Genomic DNA, 14,176 nt, shown 5'->3' with positions numbered 1-14,176 from the left:
TTTTTTATCTGAAATATTATCAAAATTTTTACAGCTGAATGGTAAATCTGGCTCCGCCGTTTTTATTTTCTACTTTTATTTTCCCTCCGCAGTGGTCTTCAATAATTATTTTCGAGATATAAAGCCCTATTCCGGTTCCTTTTTCACCTTTTGTTGAAAAATACTGCTCAAAAATATTATTAATTATTTTTTCCGGTATACCGCCGGCAAAATCCTGAATGACAAGAGTTTTCCCGTCTATAATGACTTCTATTATTTTTTCGGATTCGTCAGGATACGCCTCTATTGCGTTTTTAAGAATATTTACCACTACCTGTACTATTTCGTTTTCAAATGTTTCAAAACTTTCAAGGTTTTTGATATCTATATTTATTTTGGTTTTTGTTTTTTGAATGTAGCTTTCAAGCAGGGATAAGGAATATTTTGTTATTTTTTCAAAATCGGTAACTGTTTTTTCGCTGTGAGGTTTAAAAAAGTTTTTAAAATTATTCATTATTTCATTTAAACTTTCTACGTATTTTTTAATTTTTACAGCCGTATCTTCACAAAACTTCTCATTTAAATCGTTTTTGAATATTTTCAGCTGGATTATTGCAGCCAATGAAGATATTGCGCTGATCGGCTGGATCCATTCATGTGAAATAATCGAAAGCAGCTCTCCCATTTGTGCGTGTCTGGACTGCAGCATTAACAGTTTGTCTTTTTGTCTGTTTTTTTCAACTTCTTTTTGTACAAGTTTTTGGAGGTTTTTGTTGATGTTTTTCAGTTCTCTTGTTTTATTTGAAAGCTCTTTTTTGTTTTTATAATACTCTATCCAAAGATCCACTCTTAATAAAAACTCTTCAAATACAAAAGGTTTAGCGAGATAATCGTTTGCCCCTTTTTTTAACACTTCTCTTATTAAATCCGGATTTGCTTCTCCGGAAAGAACAATTACGGGCAAATCAATGGTGTTTGTGTTCTCTCTTACTTTTTCCAGTATATCAACTCCGTGGCCGTCCGGAAGGTTTAAATCTAAAATCAAAAGATCATATCTGTTTTTATTTAAAAGCTCCATGCCCTCTTTAAACGTATAAGCATTCTGCACATGATAATTTCTTGGAGTTAATATGTTGTTTAACTGTTTGTTTAAAAATTTAGAATCGTCAATTATTAAAATGTTTCCTTTGTTTTCTTCCGATGCGAATTTTATGATTTTTATCAGTTCCAAAAGAGAGAATTTTAAATTTTTATCTTTGATAATATAATCGAGAATACCGTATCTGAAAAGTTCTTCCCTTAAATATTTGTCATCTATTGAGGAGAGCACTACCACTTTTGCATCAGACATTGAATGCAGTTCGTCTAATAGCTCTATCCCCTCACCGTCAGGCAGATGCAGGTCTAAAATGATTAAATCGTAACTGTTGTTTTCAAGATATTTCCAGCTTTCTTTTAGTGTATATGACTGTGTAACGTCAAATCCTAAAGAAGAAAGTTCTTTTTTTAAAAGATTATTCAACATTTTGGAGTCTTCGATAATTAATATTTTCATTCGTATCCTTTCCCCTTTTTCAAATCAATAAAAATTTTACCCAAATTAACTTAAATGACACAAATATTAAAAAAAAGTTATATCAATCAGTAATTCGTTAAAAGTGTTTTTTGAATTCGTTGAGAGTTTTATAGATTTCTATGTCTCCGAGTCTTTCTTCCGGGATTAAAGAAAGATTTTTAATTTCTTCATATTCACGGCCTATGAGACATATTCTAAAATCAAGATTTAAACCGTATTTTAACGCCCAGACCATAAAAATTTCATTTAATGTACCTATACTGCCCCTTTGTGCAATAAAAATTTCACTTCCTTCAATCAGTTTTTTTAATCTTTCAAAGAGATCTTTTGCAGGAATCCGTTTAGTAAGATACGGGTTTTTAGGTCTTATTTCATCAAAATATTCAAGCGTAACACCGGTTACTTCCCCTCCGGCTTCATTGACTCCTTTGCTGACAGCCTCCATCAGCCCTCCGTAACCACCGCATTTTACCTTGTAGCCTTTTTCTGCCAAAAATCTGCCGAGTTCCACTCCCTCTTTGTAAAGCTCAGGGTCTTCCACCCTGCTTGCACCGAAAGTCGTAGCTGTTTTCATTATGCCTCCTGTAGTTCATCGCGATGAGGTTTCCAGCATTCGTTAAAAAACCTGTTTTCGCTTTTTAGAGTTTTTTCATCACAGTTTTCGATAATGTTTTCGGCCCATTTTTCTATCAGGGTTTTAATTTCATCTCCCCATTTCATAAAATATCTGTTATAGTCTTCACTAGTATAAATTTTGCCTCCCACATAAGGCAGTCCGTCAACGGCCGGGAGTTTAAATACGGTAAAAGTTTCTTCGTCAAGCTCTTTTTTGCCCTGAAACTGTTTAATGACCTCTTCTTTTTCTTTGGCAATACGCTTTTTATGAGAGAGGTTTTTAAAAATTGCGTATTTTGTAGCTTCTGCAATCCCTATTGCTTCCGCTGTCGGAAAGTCAAATCCGAGCTTTAAGGCTCTGAATTTCTGAAGTGCGGCCATTTTAGGAAAACGGTTTATTTTCATGGCATATCCTTTTTTTTATATTATACATCTTTTTGAATGCCGTCAATATAGAACCACTTCCCGTCTTTAACAAACCTGCTTCTTTCATGCATTACATAATCGTCAATATATGCCTTAAACTCCACATAAGCTTCTTTTTCTCCGTCAATAAATTCAATAATTTCAAGCTTTTTAAATTCACTGTTGCCGAATTCCTTAACAGATCTTTTCCATTCATTAAGATCTTTTTCAAAGTGAGGTGAATCGGAATGTGTTGTTTTAATTATATAATCAGCGTTACCGATAGCATATGCCGTATATCTGCTTTTCATCAGAAGTAAAGCATTCGGAGCGCTTCCGATTTTGTGCCATTTAAAGCAGCACTCTTTATATTTCTTACCGCTTCTGCATGGACAAGGTGAATTTTTACCAATCATTTAACCTCCTGCCACTTTACAACCGATATCCTTCTTCCTTTAATGTGAAAAAAAGGGGATGACTTGGAAAAACAATCATCATACCAGCTTTTGGCTTTATTATAACATCTTTTGCGTCATTAATTTTAAATAACAAAACTTAACCTTACCGCTCTCAAAATCATCATTTAAAAAAAGAAGTGTCATTAAAGCCCTATTTGCCACTTTTTTAAATCCTACAAGCTTTCCGTCTTTATAAATCTCACTGCTGTTATTACTATGGCACTTATAAAATCCCCCGTTTTTATACTCAAGTATTTGTATTTCACTCCCTTTTAAAAAACTAACTCCATAAAACGTTCTCTGCTTTATCTCTTATTTTCATAAAAATTATTTTTATATATTATTGTTTTTTAATCTCTTCGTTAAGCCCCTCAACCTATCAACTTAGCTTTGTATGTTTCTTTTTCTAATGAATCAATTATTTCTATACATTTTTCTTTGTTTACGATATTTTCAAACATTAAAAACGGATATTCGTTATAATGATTTGCCATTGGAAATTTATCAAAATCCATATTAAAAATATTCTCATCTGCATATATCTTTTACTAATAGGCACCATTGCCCCTCCTTAGTCAAAATTAAAACTTAATTCTATTCCAGAGAGCCTTTAAAAATCCAATCATAAAAATCCAAAGAAGTATAGTTTCAAAAAAACTTAATATATATGCCTTTTCAGATAAATTTTGAAACCAATTTTTTGAAAAAGAATTGAAAGGATAAAATAAATTACTCAAAGACTTATAAAAACCAACCAAAAAATTTTCTTTTAAAGCAAAAACCTTTTGTTCTTTTAATGCATTAAAATTATTTATACCATCATAACCATATAAAATGTTTGAATTATTAAATGAAGATGCTTTTATATTTTTAGTCATATTATTTTTCCATGTAATAATTTTAAAGCTATCAAAATTAAAAATTATATTAGCATTGTTTTCAGTGGTTTGCACTCCTTCTAACAAAAAAGAAGGTGTGTTTTTCGTAGATATATAATCAATATTTGGTTTAACACAATACACGAATATAAAAGAGAACAAAAATATAATAAATAAAATATGAAAAAATGCCCTAAACCATCTCTGTCCAAATCCATTGATAAAATGATGGTATTTATTTGGAAATACTTCTAAAAAATCCCATAGACCATAATCTACTAAAGATTTGTAAAATTTTGATGAATACACAAATTCGCCTGCTATTTGTTTATCAGTCTTCATAAAGTTTATTGCCAAATTTTCATACAAAGTTTTTAAAGACCTTAAATTAATCACATTTTGTTTACCATTTTGTTTTTTTAAAATTTTAATAATTTTTTCCTCATCTTTTGTACCTAAATGAGTATTTAAATAAAGTTCTTTAATAGTCCTTTTGCTATTAAAAAAAGTAAATACTTTATCAAGCAAAAACGTCAATTTTCTTCCACATGATAAAAAAAATATATATACGCTATCTAAAGGCATCAAAATAATTATAAAGCTCATAATAAATATAAAACTCATCAAAAAAACAAAAAACACATCTAATAAATTTTCTTTATCAGGGAAATTATACTTATAAAATAAAATATTACCTAGAATTATAAATATAAATAAAAAAAACGCCGTTATTACTCCATCTTTACCATCTTCTCTAACAAACATATAATATGTGTCTTCAAAACTATTAAATGTTACATTCCTAAACTCAGTTTTATCAACTTTAGCATTCAAAAAATAACAATTTCTTAAATCACAATTTTGAAAAACAACATTATCAAGCACTCTATTTACAAAGACTCCTTTTTCAAGTTTTTCATTAAGACCAACAAAAAAAACTCTGCCATTACCTTTTTGAGGATTGTTAAATTTTAATTCCTTTATTCTTCCTATTGTTGTTTGTAATGTCCCATCATCTCTTGCATACATTCCAATATCAACAATAAAATCTCCATCCAATTCATAAAAACCTAAATCAAGTAATTCAATATCTAAAGAATTTTCTCCTTCTCTATTTTTTATTCCTCCACCATCTTTAAATGTACAATCTTTAAAAATTAGCTTTTTACATTTTATATCATCAAATCTAACATTTTTTTCAAATACACATTTATCAAATTTGACTATTTTGTCCTTATCATTTAAAATTAACTTCCAATTAATTTCATCTTCAAAAGTTTCATTATCGAAAACTACATCTTCTAAGTAAGTGCTACAATGTTCAACAAAATTTTGAATATGTTTTTCTTCTTGCTTTATAATATTTTTTTGTTGTTTATAATTACTAAAATTCATACCTATTTTTCCGCATTACATTGAAAGTTTATATTACAAGTATTTCCTTGTTTACTCTCTTTATTAATTACACTAATAGCTCTATTCAATTTATTAATTTTCTTTTCTATATTTTTCACATTATATCTTAAATTTTTAATTTCAATTTGTCTAAGTTTCTTTATCTCCTTAATTTCCATACTTATTTTTTTTATTTCATTGTTTATATTAGTTATAGAAGAATTTATTTTTTGCTCAATATTATTACTATAATTACTTAATTTTTGCTCTTTTTTTAAATTACAAGAAGAATGATTTGTATTTATTAAAATACAAATCAGAATTAAAATAATTATAATAGCTATACAACAACAATTTTTAGAAATCTTAGAAAAAAAGTTTTCGTCTTTATTTACTGAAATAGTCTCAGTATTATTATCTTCTTGTGGTTTATTATCTAATAACTTATTTAATAACATATTTGTATATTTTATATATAACTCCTCAATATTTTCAGGAATTCTATCTCTATAATTTTCATTCTTATGTGAATTTTCTTCATCAATTGAATCATGCTTACTATTATCATTTTTTACATTTGAGTTTTCTTTACTTTTTTTATTTTCCGCCATTTTTACCCTTTTATAAAAATTTTTATTAATTCCAATCAAAAGAATTTAAAGTAACTTTATTTTCTCAGACACTAATTAAAATTATTAAAATTATATAAAAAAATATTTGAATTTTTCTAAATTTCATAAAATGCATTCTCTCCTTTGGCTTTTAAAATTTTATTTATTGTAGTTCCGCCCTTTGTGTAGATAATGTTTAGAGGCAAGTTTTTATCATATTTTACCACTTTTTCATCAAAATTTTTCCTCACAAAACATAACATAATATTATTACTGTTAAGATTTATATAAATATTGTCGTCTCTTTGAAACTGGGAATTAAGCGCTTTATCGTGCTTTGCGGTTACGATTTCAAAAGGTTTTTCATTGTATTCAAAATCTTCATTTAAAAATTTAAATTTACCGTTATTCGTAAAAAAGCCTTCACTGTATGGAGGTTTGTCAAATACCCTTTTGCGGTATATTTCATCCCCTGTTTTTTCCAAATCTGCATTTAATATTTCATCGATATAATCATCTTCACTTTTCAAGCCCTTGAACCCGAATTTATCCATTAAATATTCAGTAAGTTCATATTCTGAAATTTTCTTCCCGCCACTCAAAAATCGATTTGATTTTTGAGTGATAACAAATTCGTGAAAATAACTCCCCCTAACGTCCTTTTTCTCAAAAAAATCTTTTGTCGGGATAAAAAGCGTGGCAATTTGAGCGGTTTCATCCATATATTTACCAAAAACGACCGTTGTTTTGTTTTTAAGTTTTTGCCATTCATGCCTGTTTGGAAAACTTACAAGAGGATTGCCTGCCTGTACAAAAACAACATCATAATCATCAAGGTTAACATCCCACAGCGGCACTTGTTTTTTATGATTTATAGCGAATGGGTTGTTTATTCCGTATCCGCTGCTTCCAAGAAACGCAACTCCCCTGTCTTTTTTTCCGAAATATCCAAGCATGTAAAAGAGGCTGTCAATAGCCCATGTGGTTTTCCAGCATTCTTTACATTTAGCAATGCCAAGTCCTGTCAATACTGCAGCACCCTGCTTTATAACTTCAAAAAGTTTCATTAATTCTTCGTTATTTATTCCACATTTTTTCATTAGAACTTTTCTGTCATATGAAAAGACTATTTTTTTATACTCATCAAAATTATCACTAACATCATATTGCTCACTTTCTATCACCATTTGAGCCAGCAGTATCGCCAAGTAAAAATCGGTATTCGGTTTTACCTGTATGAAAAGATCAGAATTTTTAGCCGTTTTTGTTTCAATAGCATCAATGCTCACGATATACTTGTCTTTTATCATAGGAATTAAGTGAATGTTTGTAACATACGGATTTCTGCCCCAGATGATGATATTTTTGGCGTTTTTAATTATCCATGTCGGGAGTATGAGTGATTTGCCTCTGCCTTTAATAATCCCCTCTTCTCCGAGTCCGTCGCATGTAGAACCTACGGCAAACGTTGCTCCGTAATTCTCAAAAAAAAGCTTTGTTATGTTTTGCATAATCCCCATGTTACCGGACCCTTTTACAAAAAGCACTTTTTTAGGGTCGGTGTTTTTTAATATTTCAGTTAATTTATCCAGAGCTTCATTTAACATAATATTTTCACTATTGTATTTAGGAGTGCTTACGGAAGGGAATCTGAAGTAATTATTCAGTTTCCAGCAAAGATACGGAGTAATACCTTCACCTACAATACGCCCCAAAAAATCTGACGATTTTTCAGGAGAACCTTTTTTAATTCTCCTTTCTCCATTCTCAATTCTCAATTCACAAGAGTCCCAACAGTCAAGCGGACAGAACATTTTGCAACTCTTTTAAAAAGCTTATTACTTTTTTATTATGTTTATTTTCTTCAATTGCTTTTTGTATGGCAAGATTTAAATCATTATTTTTTGATATATCTAACAATTCATTATAAAAATCAATAAGATAGCCACTTACCACTTCCCAAACAATCTTCTCATCTATTCCAAAATATTCATGAACTATAATATTTCTAAAATCTACAATTATTTTAAAATCTTTTTTTAGAAAGTCAAGTTTAATTAATTTATTTGTAGCTTCACCTATAATTTCAAGCTCTCTGATTACTGCATCCCATGTTTTTTCATCATGTAATAATTCTTGTGCATTGCTGAAATCTTTTGTATATCTTTTTATTTTATCGATTGCAATAAAAATATCTACAATATAAAATTCAGCATCTCTAAACATATATTAAATCTTTTTGGATTTTGTTTTTAATGTATGCTCTTACTTTATGAGACAGTCCTAAATCAACTTTTTTTCCAAGATGTTCTTCTAAAAAATATTTAAGTTCAAAATACTTTTGAAAAGAACTCGGCATTTCAACAATTAAATCAATATCACTTTTTTCATTTGCTTCGTCTCTTGCATATGAGCCAAAAAGAGCTATTTTTTTAACACCGAAACGATTTTTTAAAAGTTCTTTATTTTGTGTTAAAAAATTTAATATTTCTCTTTTTGTCATAAAATGCCTTTTTTATAAATTATAGCATATTTATTTTATTCTTATTGTACCATTTTCCTGAATGATTTTATCTTCTTTAATCAGCTCGTTAACAGCCGATTTGAAGGCTTTTTTGCTGACTTTGAAGTACTTTTTAATCTCTTCTGGATCTGATTTGGTGGTTATTTTCATTTCGCCCCATTCTTTTAGAACTTTATAAACTTTATCTTTAACATCATCTCTTGAGCCGATTTTTTGAAGTGAAAGATCAAGTTTTCCGTCCTCTCTTACGTTTTTAACAAACGCTTTTTTCTTTTGCCCTACTCTTACATCTTCGAATATTTCATTATCAAAAAGCATTCCCTCGTACATATCATCCACTATGCATTTGTATCCGAGAGGAGTTTTTGCGATTACTATTATTTTTACTTCATCGTTAACATCATAGTTTTTCGCTTTTTTAATGTGCCTTGAAAGTTTAGAATCAAGCATTAATCTGTCAGTTTTTTCATCATATACGATTTTGCCTATTACGCTGTCGCCTTTTTGCAACTCTTTTTTCATATTTCCAAGCGGCATGAAAAGATCTTTTGGCATCCCCCAGTCAACAAATACACCGAATTTTGCTACGTCCACAACCCTGAATACTCCGAATTCCCCGTATTCGTATTTCGGTTTGTCGGTGGTTGCCACGTATCTGTCTTCCGAATCGTTATAGATAAACACTTCTATTTCATCGCCTATATTCATATCATCGGTTACGTATCTGTTAGGGAGTAAAACAGTGTCACCGTCAAGGGCTTCAAGGTAAAGCCCCTGAGGAGTTTTTTTGGAGATTTTGAGATTGTTTAGTGAGCCTAATTTCAAATATTCTTCAATCATACGTTAAACCTGAAATGCATTACATCCCCGTCCTGAACCACGTAATCCTTACCTTCAAGTCTCATGGCACCCGCTTCTTTTGCACCCTGCTCTCCGCCGTATTTTATAAAGTCTTCATAGCTTATAACTTCCGCTCTAATGAAACCTTTTTCAAAGTCCGTATGAATTACACCTGCGGCCTGAGGAGCTTTTGTTCCTCTTTTAATAGTCCAGCTTCTGACTTCGATTTTTCCGGCAGTAAAATAACTGATAAGATCAAGTTTTTCATATGCTTTTCTGATAATCTGATCAAGCCCGCTTTCTTTAGCTCCCAGACTCTCTAAAAATTCATGTCTTTCTTCGTCACTCATATCAACCATTTCTTCTTCAAGTTTTGCACATAGTTTGATAACTTCCCTTCCGTGTTTAGCCGCGTATTCTTTTAGTGCTTTTACGTATTCGTTATCTTCCGCCAAACCTTCTTCATCTACATTCGCACCGTAAAAAATCTCTTTGTTTGTAAGGAAGCTAAGTTCTCTTTCTATTACTTTAAACGCTTCTTCGTCTTTTTTAGGGAATGTCTTTACAGGGTTTCCTTCACTGATCCACTCCATCAGTTCATTTGCAAGTTCAAGCTGAGCTTTGGCGTCTTTGCTGCCTTTTGCCTGTTTTTGAAGTTTTGCTATTCTTTTTTCAAGTGTCTGCATATCTGCATATAAAAGTTCCTGCTCTATAATCTCAACGTCTCTTATCGGATCTACGCTGTTTTCTACATGTATAACATTATCGTCTTCAAAACATCTCACCATGTGTAAAATAATATCCGTTTCCCTGATATTGGCCAAAAACTGGTTACCAAGCCCTTCACCTTTGCTCGCACCCTTTACAAGCCCTGCAATATCAACAAATTCAATTGTAGAGTACTGAATTTTATCAGGGTTTACTATTTTAGCCAGCTCTTCAATTCTCTCATCCGGAACTGGTACGATTGCCTTATTCGGCTCAATAGTACAAAACGGATAGTTTTGAGCTTCTGCGTTTTGTGTTTTTGTAAGTGCGTTAAAAGTAGTAGATTTTCCAACATTCGGAAGTCCGACAATACCAACTTTCATTAAAATCCTTTTTTGGTGAAATTATATCGAAATAAGGCAGTAAATATATGGAAAAGTTAAAGGAAGCTATGGTTATTGGGATAGTTAAGGTTATTAAGGTTTTTTAACTAACCCTAATAACTTAAATAACTTAAATAACTTAAATAACTTTAAAAACTTAGAAATCAAAGAGATTTAAGAAGTGTTACAAACGTATCCACTCCAAATCCGCTCGCGCCGTGAGGATTGAATCCCCATGCTTTTTCCACAAACGCAGGTCCTGCGATATCAAGGTGAGTCCATTTTTCTTTGTTTTCATTTTCTATAAATTTGCTTAGGAAAAGTCCTGCTGTAAGTGCTCCTCCGTATCTGCTTGAAGCAATGTTGCAGATATCCGCGATTTCACTTTTAAGAAGTTTTGGGAGGTATTTGTTAAACGGCAGGTATGCGAAATGCTCACCCGTTTTTTCTCCGGTATTTATGATGTTTTCTATTTTTTCTTTTTCAAATCCCATAACTCCGCACGTATATTCTCCTACACCCACAACGCAAGCACCCGTAAGCGTTGCAAAGTCATATATTTCATCAAAATCTTTGATGTTTTCCTGAGCGAAGCAAAGACAGTCTGCCAAGACAAGTCTTCCTTCCGCATCTGTGTTTCTGACTTCTATAGTTTTTCCGTTTTTGGCTTTTAGCACATCGTCAGGTTTGTATGCGTTTCCGCCTATCATATTTTCAGCCGCACCGAGTATTGCGTGAACTTCTACGTTTAGACCAAGCTCGCTGATGGCTTTAATTATTCCGAGTACCGTTACAGCACCTGATTTGTCACTTTTCATTGTTACCATAAAGTCACTCGGTTTAAGGCTTAGTCCACCGCTGTCGTAGCATAAACCTTTTCCGACTAAAACGATTTTTCTTTTGGCGTTTTTAGGTTTGTAGGCCAGATGAATGAGTCTCGGAGGATTGCTGCTTGCTTTTGCAACGCTGTAGAATGCATGATATCCGTTTTCAAACAGGTAGTTTTCATCGTAAATATTGCATTCAAGTTTATTTGTTTTAGCTATATCTTCAGCGATACTCGCAAGTTTTGCAGGTGTAAGTTCATCAGGTACCGAATTAATTATATCCCTTACGAAATTAACAGCTTCAGCCCTTACTTTTGCTTCTTTAATTATTTCGTCAAAATCTCTTTTTGAATTGATTGCTATTTTTTTAATCGGGTGTTTTGCTTTTTTGCTTTTGTATTTGTCAAACTCATAATCCCCAAGCATAAACCCTTCAAAAAACGCAACTAAAATATCTTCGTTTTTAGTATTCGGAGGTGTGATTTCCACGCTTTCAAATTTGTATTTTTTAAGTGATTTTATAATTACAGCGGTTGCAGTTTTAATGTTTTCAGGATTTAGTGATTCTATACCTACATAAATTCTTTTTTTCTCAGGTAAAACCAAAACTTCCCCGTCTTTTCCTTCAAATCCATATTCTTCAAATTTTTTAGCTCCGTTTATTACAATCTCGGCTTTAACCTCGCCTTTTCCTTTTATAAATTCCATATAAACTCCTTATATTTTATGTTTGCGTAATTATAGTAAAAATTTTTATAATCTTTTTTAATTGTTAACTTATAATTAACAATGTTCTTTTAACTTTAATTGTACTTCTTTTAAAGCTTTTTCAATATCCATTGCATAATTTGGTCCTGAAAATTTTTTACCTTTAAAAAGTAATAAAGCCGAGTTTTGAATTGTAAAATATTGATTATTAATACGTTTTTTACCGCCGTTAATTAGCAAATCTTCTAATCTTTTTAATTGATTACATGTAAAATAATGGGTATAAACAAAACTTTGCTGAGTTACAATATTTATTTTTATATGTGACACTTTAATCCTTTTCATAATGGAAATTCTATTAGGAAAAATGAAAATTTATTTCTGATTAGCTGCTCTTCTTCTTTCTCTTTTCTGGTCTTCAAGTCTGTTTAAATACCAGAGTGTTCCGAGTGCAAATACGGCAAATGCAAGTCCGAAATACCAGTGGTGTTTTAGCCATTTGATAATATTTAGTATTTCTTCTCCGAAAATATAACTCGGAATAATAGTAACGCTTGCCCATACAAATGCGCTTATAAGGTTTATGACTGCGTATTTTTTAGGGTCGTAACCGCTGATACCTATAGCCATAGGAATAATTGTTCTCATTCCGTATATGAATCTTTGGATAAAGATTACCCATCCTCCGTATTTTCGAAGAAGAAGCCTGGCTCTTGCGAATTTAGTCCTGTGGGCGTGAAGTTCTTCTAAAACCCATTTTTTATTAAGTTTACCTAGATAAAAATAAATCTGATCTCCCACAAATCCTCCGAGTGCCGCTACGACAATAGAATAAAACAGGTTCATGTCTCCCGTATGAGCTAAAACACCGGCCATTACAAGTCCCGTTTCGCCTTCGGCAATAGACCAGAAAAATAAAATAATATATCCGTATTCTTTTAATAAATGTACAAGGTTTTCTTCTGTAAAAAATTCTTTTATAGTATGAAAGTCAAATCCGTAAAGAAACGTGGCGAAAATGAGGATTAAAAAGAGGTGTTTTTTCATAATCAATCCTCAAAATGGAAGATATTTTTTGCCTGTATCATATCTTTATCGCCTCTTCCGGAGAGGTTTACGATTACAAGTTTGTTTTTTATATCTTTTAGTTTTTTTAGATACGCTACTGCGTGAGAGCTTTCGAATGCGGGAATAATTCCTTCTTTTTGCGAAAGCCAAACAAATGCATCCAGTGCTTCTTTATCCGTAATATAATCGTATTTTACATTGCCTTTTTCAAAATGAAACGCATGTTCAGGACCTATACCCGGATAATCAAGACCGGCTGAAATAGAATATGCTTCTTTTATCTGTCCGTCTTCATCTTGGAGAAGGTAGCTCATTTGACCGTGAAGTACTCCCGGTGCACCTTTAAGAAGGCTGGCTCCGTGTTTGTCTGTTTCTACGCCCATACCTCCGGCTTCGATACCTATACACTGAACACCCTCTTCTTCAAGAAAGTGAGAAAAAATTCCCATTGCGTTGCTTCCGCCCCCAATACATGCTATTACATAATCAGGAAGCCTGTTTTCTTTATTTAGTATCTGAGCTTTTGCCTCATATCCGATTATTGCCTGAAAATCCCTTACCATCATAGGATACGGATGAGGACCTGCCACTGTTCCGATTACGTAGAATGTGTCTCTTGCGTTTGTCACCCAGTATCTTATTGCTTCGTTCATCGCGTCTTTAAGGGTTCTGCTGCCGCTTTTAACGGCGTGTACTTTAGCTCCTAAAAGTTTCATTCTGAATACATTTAGTTCCTGTCTGTGAACGTCTTTTTCTCCCATAAACACTTCGCATTCAAGTCCGAAAAGCGCAGCGGCAGTAGCCGTGGCCACACCGTGCTGTCCGGCTCCGGTTTCCGCTATCACCCTTTTTTTGCCCATTTTTTTAGCAAGCAGTACCTGAGCGATTGTATTGTTTACTTTGTGGGCTCCGGTATGGTTTAAGTCTTCTCTTTTTAAATATATTTTGGCGTTAAGCTCTTTGCTTAAATTTTCCGCAAAATAAAGAGGAGACGGACGGCCGATGTATTCCTTAAAATAATAATCCATTTCTTTCCAGAACTCCTGGTCGAATCTTATGTTTTTATAAAATTCTTCAAGTTCCAATAATACCGGCATTAAAGTTTCAGGAACGTATCGCCCTCCGAATTTATCGAAATGCCCTTTATCGTCAGGGTCAAAAATCGGTTTTGGTATATACATATAACTGTCCTTCTTAAAAT

16 protein-coding genes are annotated in these 14,176 nt (G+C 32.1%); all 16 read right to left on the bottom strand.

The window, feature by feature from the left end:
* Positions 1–28: 28 nt before the first annotated feature.
* The gene (locus tag C3L23_RS04780; RefSeq protein ID WP_127680376.1) at positions 29–1,534 is read right to left on the bottom strand and encodes a hybrid sensor histidine kinase/response regulator; all 1,506 of its coding nucleotides are present in this window, start codon (positions 1,532–1,534) and stop codon (positions 29–31) included.
* A gap of 97 nt (positions 1,535–1,631) precedes the next feature.
* Positions 1,632–2,129 carry an LOG family protein gene (locus tag C3L23_RS04775; protein WP_127680374.1) on the bottom strand — a complete coding sequence of 166 codons (498 nt, stop codon included), beginning with the start codon at positions 2,127–2,129 and terminating at the stop codon, positions 1,632–1,634.
* Positions 2,129–2,575: a hypothetical protein gene (locus C3L23_RS04770; RefSeq protein ID WP_127680372.1), complete on the bottom strand. Its 447-nt coding sequence runs from the start codon at positions 2,573–2,575 to the stop codon at positions 2,129–2,131. The genes C3L23_RS04775 and C3L23_RS04770 overlap by 1 nt, the downstream gene beginning before the upstream one ends.
* Before the next feature lie 20 nt (positions 2,576–2,595).
* Positions 2,596–2,991 (bottom strand): YchJ family protein, encoded by a 396-nt coding sequence (locus tag C3L23_RS04765; protein WP_127680370.1) that lies wholly within the window; start codon positions 2,989–2,991, stop codon positions 2,596–2,598.
* 413 nt (positions 2,992–3,404) lie between these two features.
* A complete protein-coding gene (locus C3L23_RS09485) occupies positions 3,405–3,548 on the bottom strand; it encodes a hypothetical protein (RefSeq protein WP_168175709.1) in 144 nt (47 codons plus the stop codon).
* A gap of 66 nt (positions 3,549–3,614) precedes the next feature.
* On the bottom strand, positions 3,615–5,306 hold the full coding sequence (locus C3L23_RS04760; protein WP_127680368.1) for a pentapeptide repeat-containing protein: 1,692 nt from the start codon (positions 5,304–5,306) through the stop codon (positions 3,615–3,617).
* A gap of 2 nt (positions 5,307–5,308) precedes the next feature.
* Complete coding sequence (locus C3L23_RS04755; RefSeq protein WP_127680366.1) at positions 5,309–5,917, bottom strand: hypothetical protein; 609 nt, start codon at positions 5,915–5,917, stop codon at positions 5,309–5,311.
* A 116-nt stretch (positions 5,918–6,033) separates the two neighbouring features.
* Entirely contained in the window at positions 6,034–7,695 is a 1,662-nt protein-coding gene (locus tag C3L23_RS04750) for a molybdopterin-dependent oxidoreductase (protein ID WP_246831109.1), read from the bottom strand.
* Between the two features lie 19 nt (positions 7,696–7,714).
* Positions 7,715–8,143, bottom strand: coding sequence for a DUF86 domain-containing protein (locus C3L23_RS04745; RefSeq protein WP_127680362.1), 429 nt, complete (start codon positions 8,141–8,143; stop codon positions 7,715–7,717).
* Complete coding sequence (locus C3L23_RS04740) at positions 8,136–8,420, bottom strand: nucleotidyltransferase family protein (RefSeq protein ID WP_127680360.1); 285 nt, start codon at positions 8,418–8,420, stop codon at positions 8,136–8,138. The genes C3L23_RS04745 and C3L23_RS04740 overlap by 8 nt, the downstream gene beginning before the upstream one ends.
* 30 nt (positions 8,421–8,450) lie before the next feature.
* Entirely contained in the window at positions 8,451–9,281 is an 831-nt protein-coding gene (locus C3L23_RS04735) for a S1 RNA-binding domain-containing protein (RefSeq protein ID WP_210402429.1), read from the bottom strand.
* Positions 9,278–10,372, bottom strand: coding sequence for a redox-regulated ATPase YchF (gene ychF, locus C3L23_RS04730; protein WP_015902419.1), 1,095 nt, complete (start codon positions 10,370–10,372; stop codon positions 9,278–9,280). Before ychF ends, C3L23_RS04735 begins: the two co-directional genes overlap by 4 nt.
* 164 nt (positions 10,373–10,536) lie before the next feature.
* On the bottom strand, positions 10,537–11,907 hold the full coding sequence (locus C3L23_RS04725) for a leucyl aminopeptidase (RefSeq protein WP_127680358.1): 1,371 nt from the start codon (positions 11,905–11,907) through the stop codon (positions 10,537–10,539).
* 75 nt (positions 11,908–11,982) lie between these two features.
* Positions 11,983–12,237 (bottom strand): hypothetical protein, encoded by a 255-nt coding sequence (locus tag C3L23_RS04720; protein WP_127680356.1) that lies wholly within the window; start codon positions 12,235–12,237, stop codon positions 11,983–11,985.
* Positions 12,238–12,282: 45 nt separating this feature from the next.
* Positions 12,283–12,954 carry a DedA family protein gene (locus tag C3L23_RS04715; protein ID WP_127680354.1) on the bottom strand — a complete coding sequence of 224 codons (672 nt, stop codon included), beginning with the start codon at positions 12,952–12,954 and terminating at the stop codon, positions 12,283–12,285.
* A 2-nt stretch (positions 12,955–12,956) separates the two neighbouring features.
* On the bottom strand, positions 12,957–14,156 hold the full coding sequence (trpB, locus tag C3L23_RS04710; protein WP_127680352.1) for a tryptophan synthase subunit beta: 1,200 nt from the start codon (positions 14,154–14,156) through the stop codon (positions 12,957–12,959).
* Between the last annotated feature and the right edge of the window lie 20 nt (positions 14,157–14,176).

Source organism: Nautilia sp. PV-1, from assembly GCF_004006315.1.
GTDB lineage: Bacteria > Campylobacterota > Campylobacteria > Campylobacterales > Nautiliaceae > Nautilia > Nautilia profundicola_A.
This window is presented reverse-complemented; position numbering and strand designations above follow the sequence as displayed.

Coding starts and splice junctions, on each gene's coding strand:
- C3L23_RS04780 (WP_127680376.1), bottom strand. CDS start 1,534: ATGAAAATATTAATTATCGAAGACTCCAAAATGTTGAATAATCTTTTA.
- C3L23_RS04775 (WP_127680374.1), bottom strand. CDS start 2,129: ATGAAAACAGCTACGACTTTCGGTGCAAGCAGGGTGGAAGACCCTGAG.
- C3L23_RS04770 (WP_127680372.1), bottom strand. CDS start 2,575: ATGAAAATAAACCGTTTTCCTAAAATGGCCGCACTTCAGAAATTCAGA.
- C3L23_RS04765 (WP_127680370.1), bottom strand. CDS start 2,991: ATGATTGGTAAAAATTCACCTTGTCCATGCAGAAGCGGTAAGAAATAT.
- C3L23_RS09485 (WP_168175709.1), bottom strand. CDS start 3,548: ATGGATTTTGATAAATTTCCAATGGCAAATCATTATAACGAATATCCG.
- C3L23_RS04760 (WP_127680368.1), bottom strand. CDS start 5,306: ATGAATTTTAGTAATTATAAACAACAAAAAAATATTATAAAGCAAGAA.
- C3L23_RS04755 (WP_127680366.1), bottom strand. CDS start 5,917: ATGGCGGAAAATAAAAAAAGTAAAGAAAACTCAAATGTAAAAAATGAT.
- C3L23_RS04745 (WP_127680362.1), bottom strand. CDS start 8,143: ATGTTTAGAGATGCTGAATTTTATATTGTAGATATTTTTATTGCAATC.
- C3L23_RS04740 (WP_127680360.1), bottom strand. CDS start 8,420: ATGACAAAAAGAGAAATATTAAATTTTTTAACACAAAATAAAGAACTT.
- C3L23_RS04735 (WP_210402429.1), bottom strand. CDS start 9,281: ATGATTGAAGAATATTTGAAATTAGGCTCACTAAACAATCTCAAAATC.
- ychF (WP_015902419.1), bottom strand. CDS start 10,372: ATGAAAGTTGGTATTGTCGGACTTCCGAATGTTGGAAAATCTACTACT.
- C3L23_RS04725 (WP_127680358.1), bottom strand. CDS start 11,907: ATGGAATTTATAAAAGGAAAAGGCGAGGTTAAAGCCGAGATTGTAATA.
- C3L23_RS04715 (WP_127680354.1), bottom strand. CDS start 12,954: ATGAAAAAACACCTCTTTTTAATCCTCATTTTCGCCACGTTTCTTTAC.
- trpB (WP_127680352.1), bottom strand. CDS start 14,156: ATGTATATACCAAAACCGATTTTTGACCCTGACGATAAAGGGCATTTC.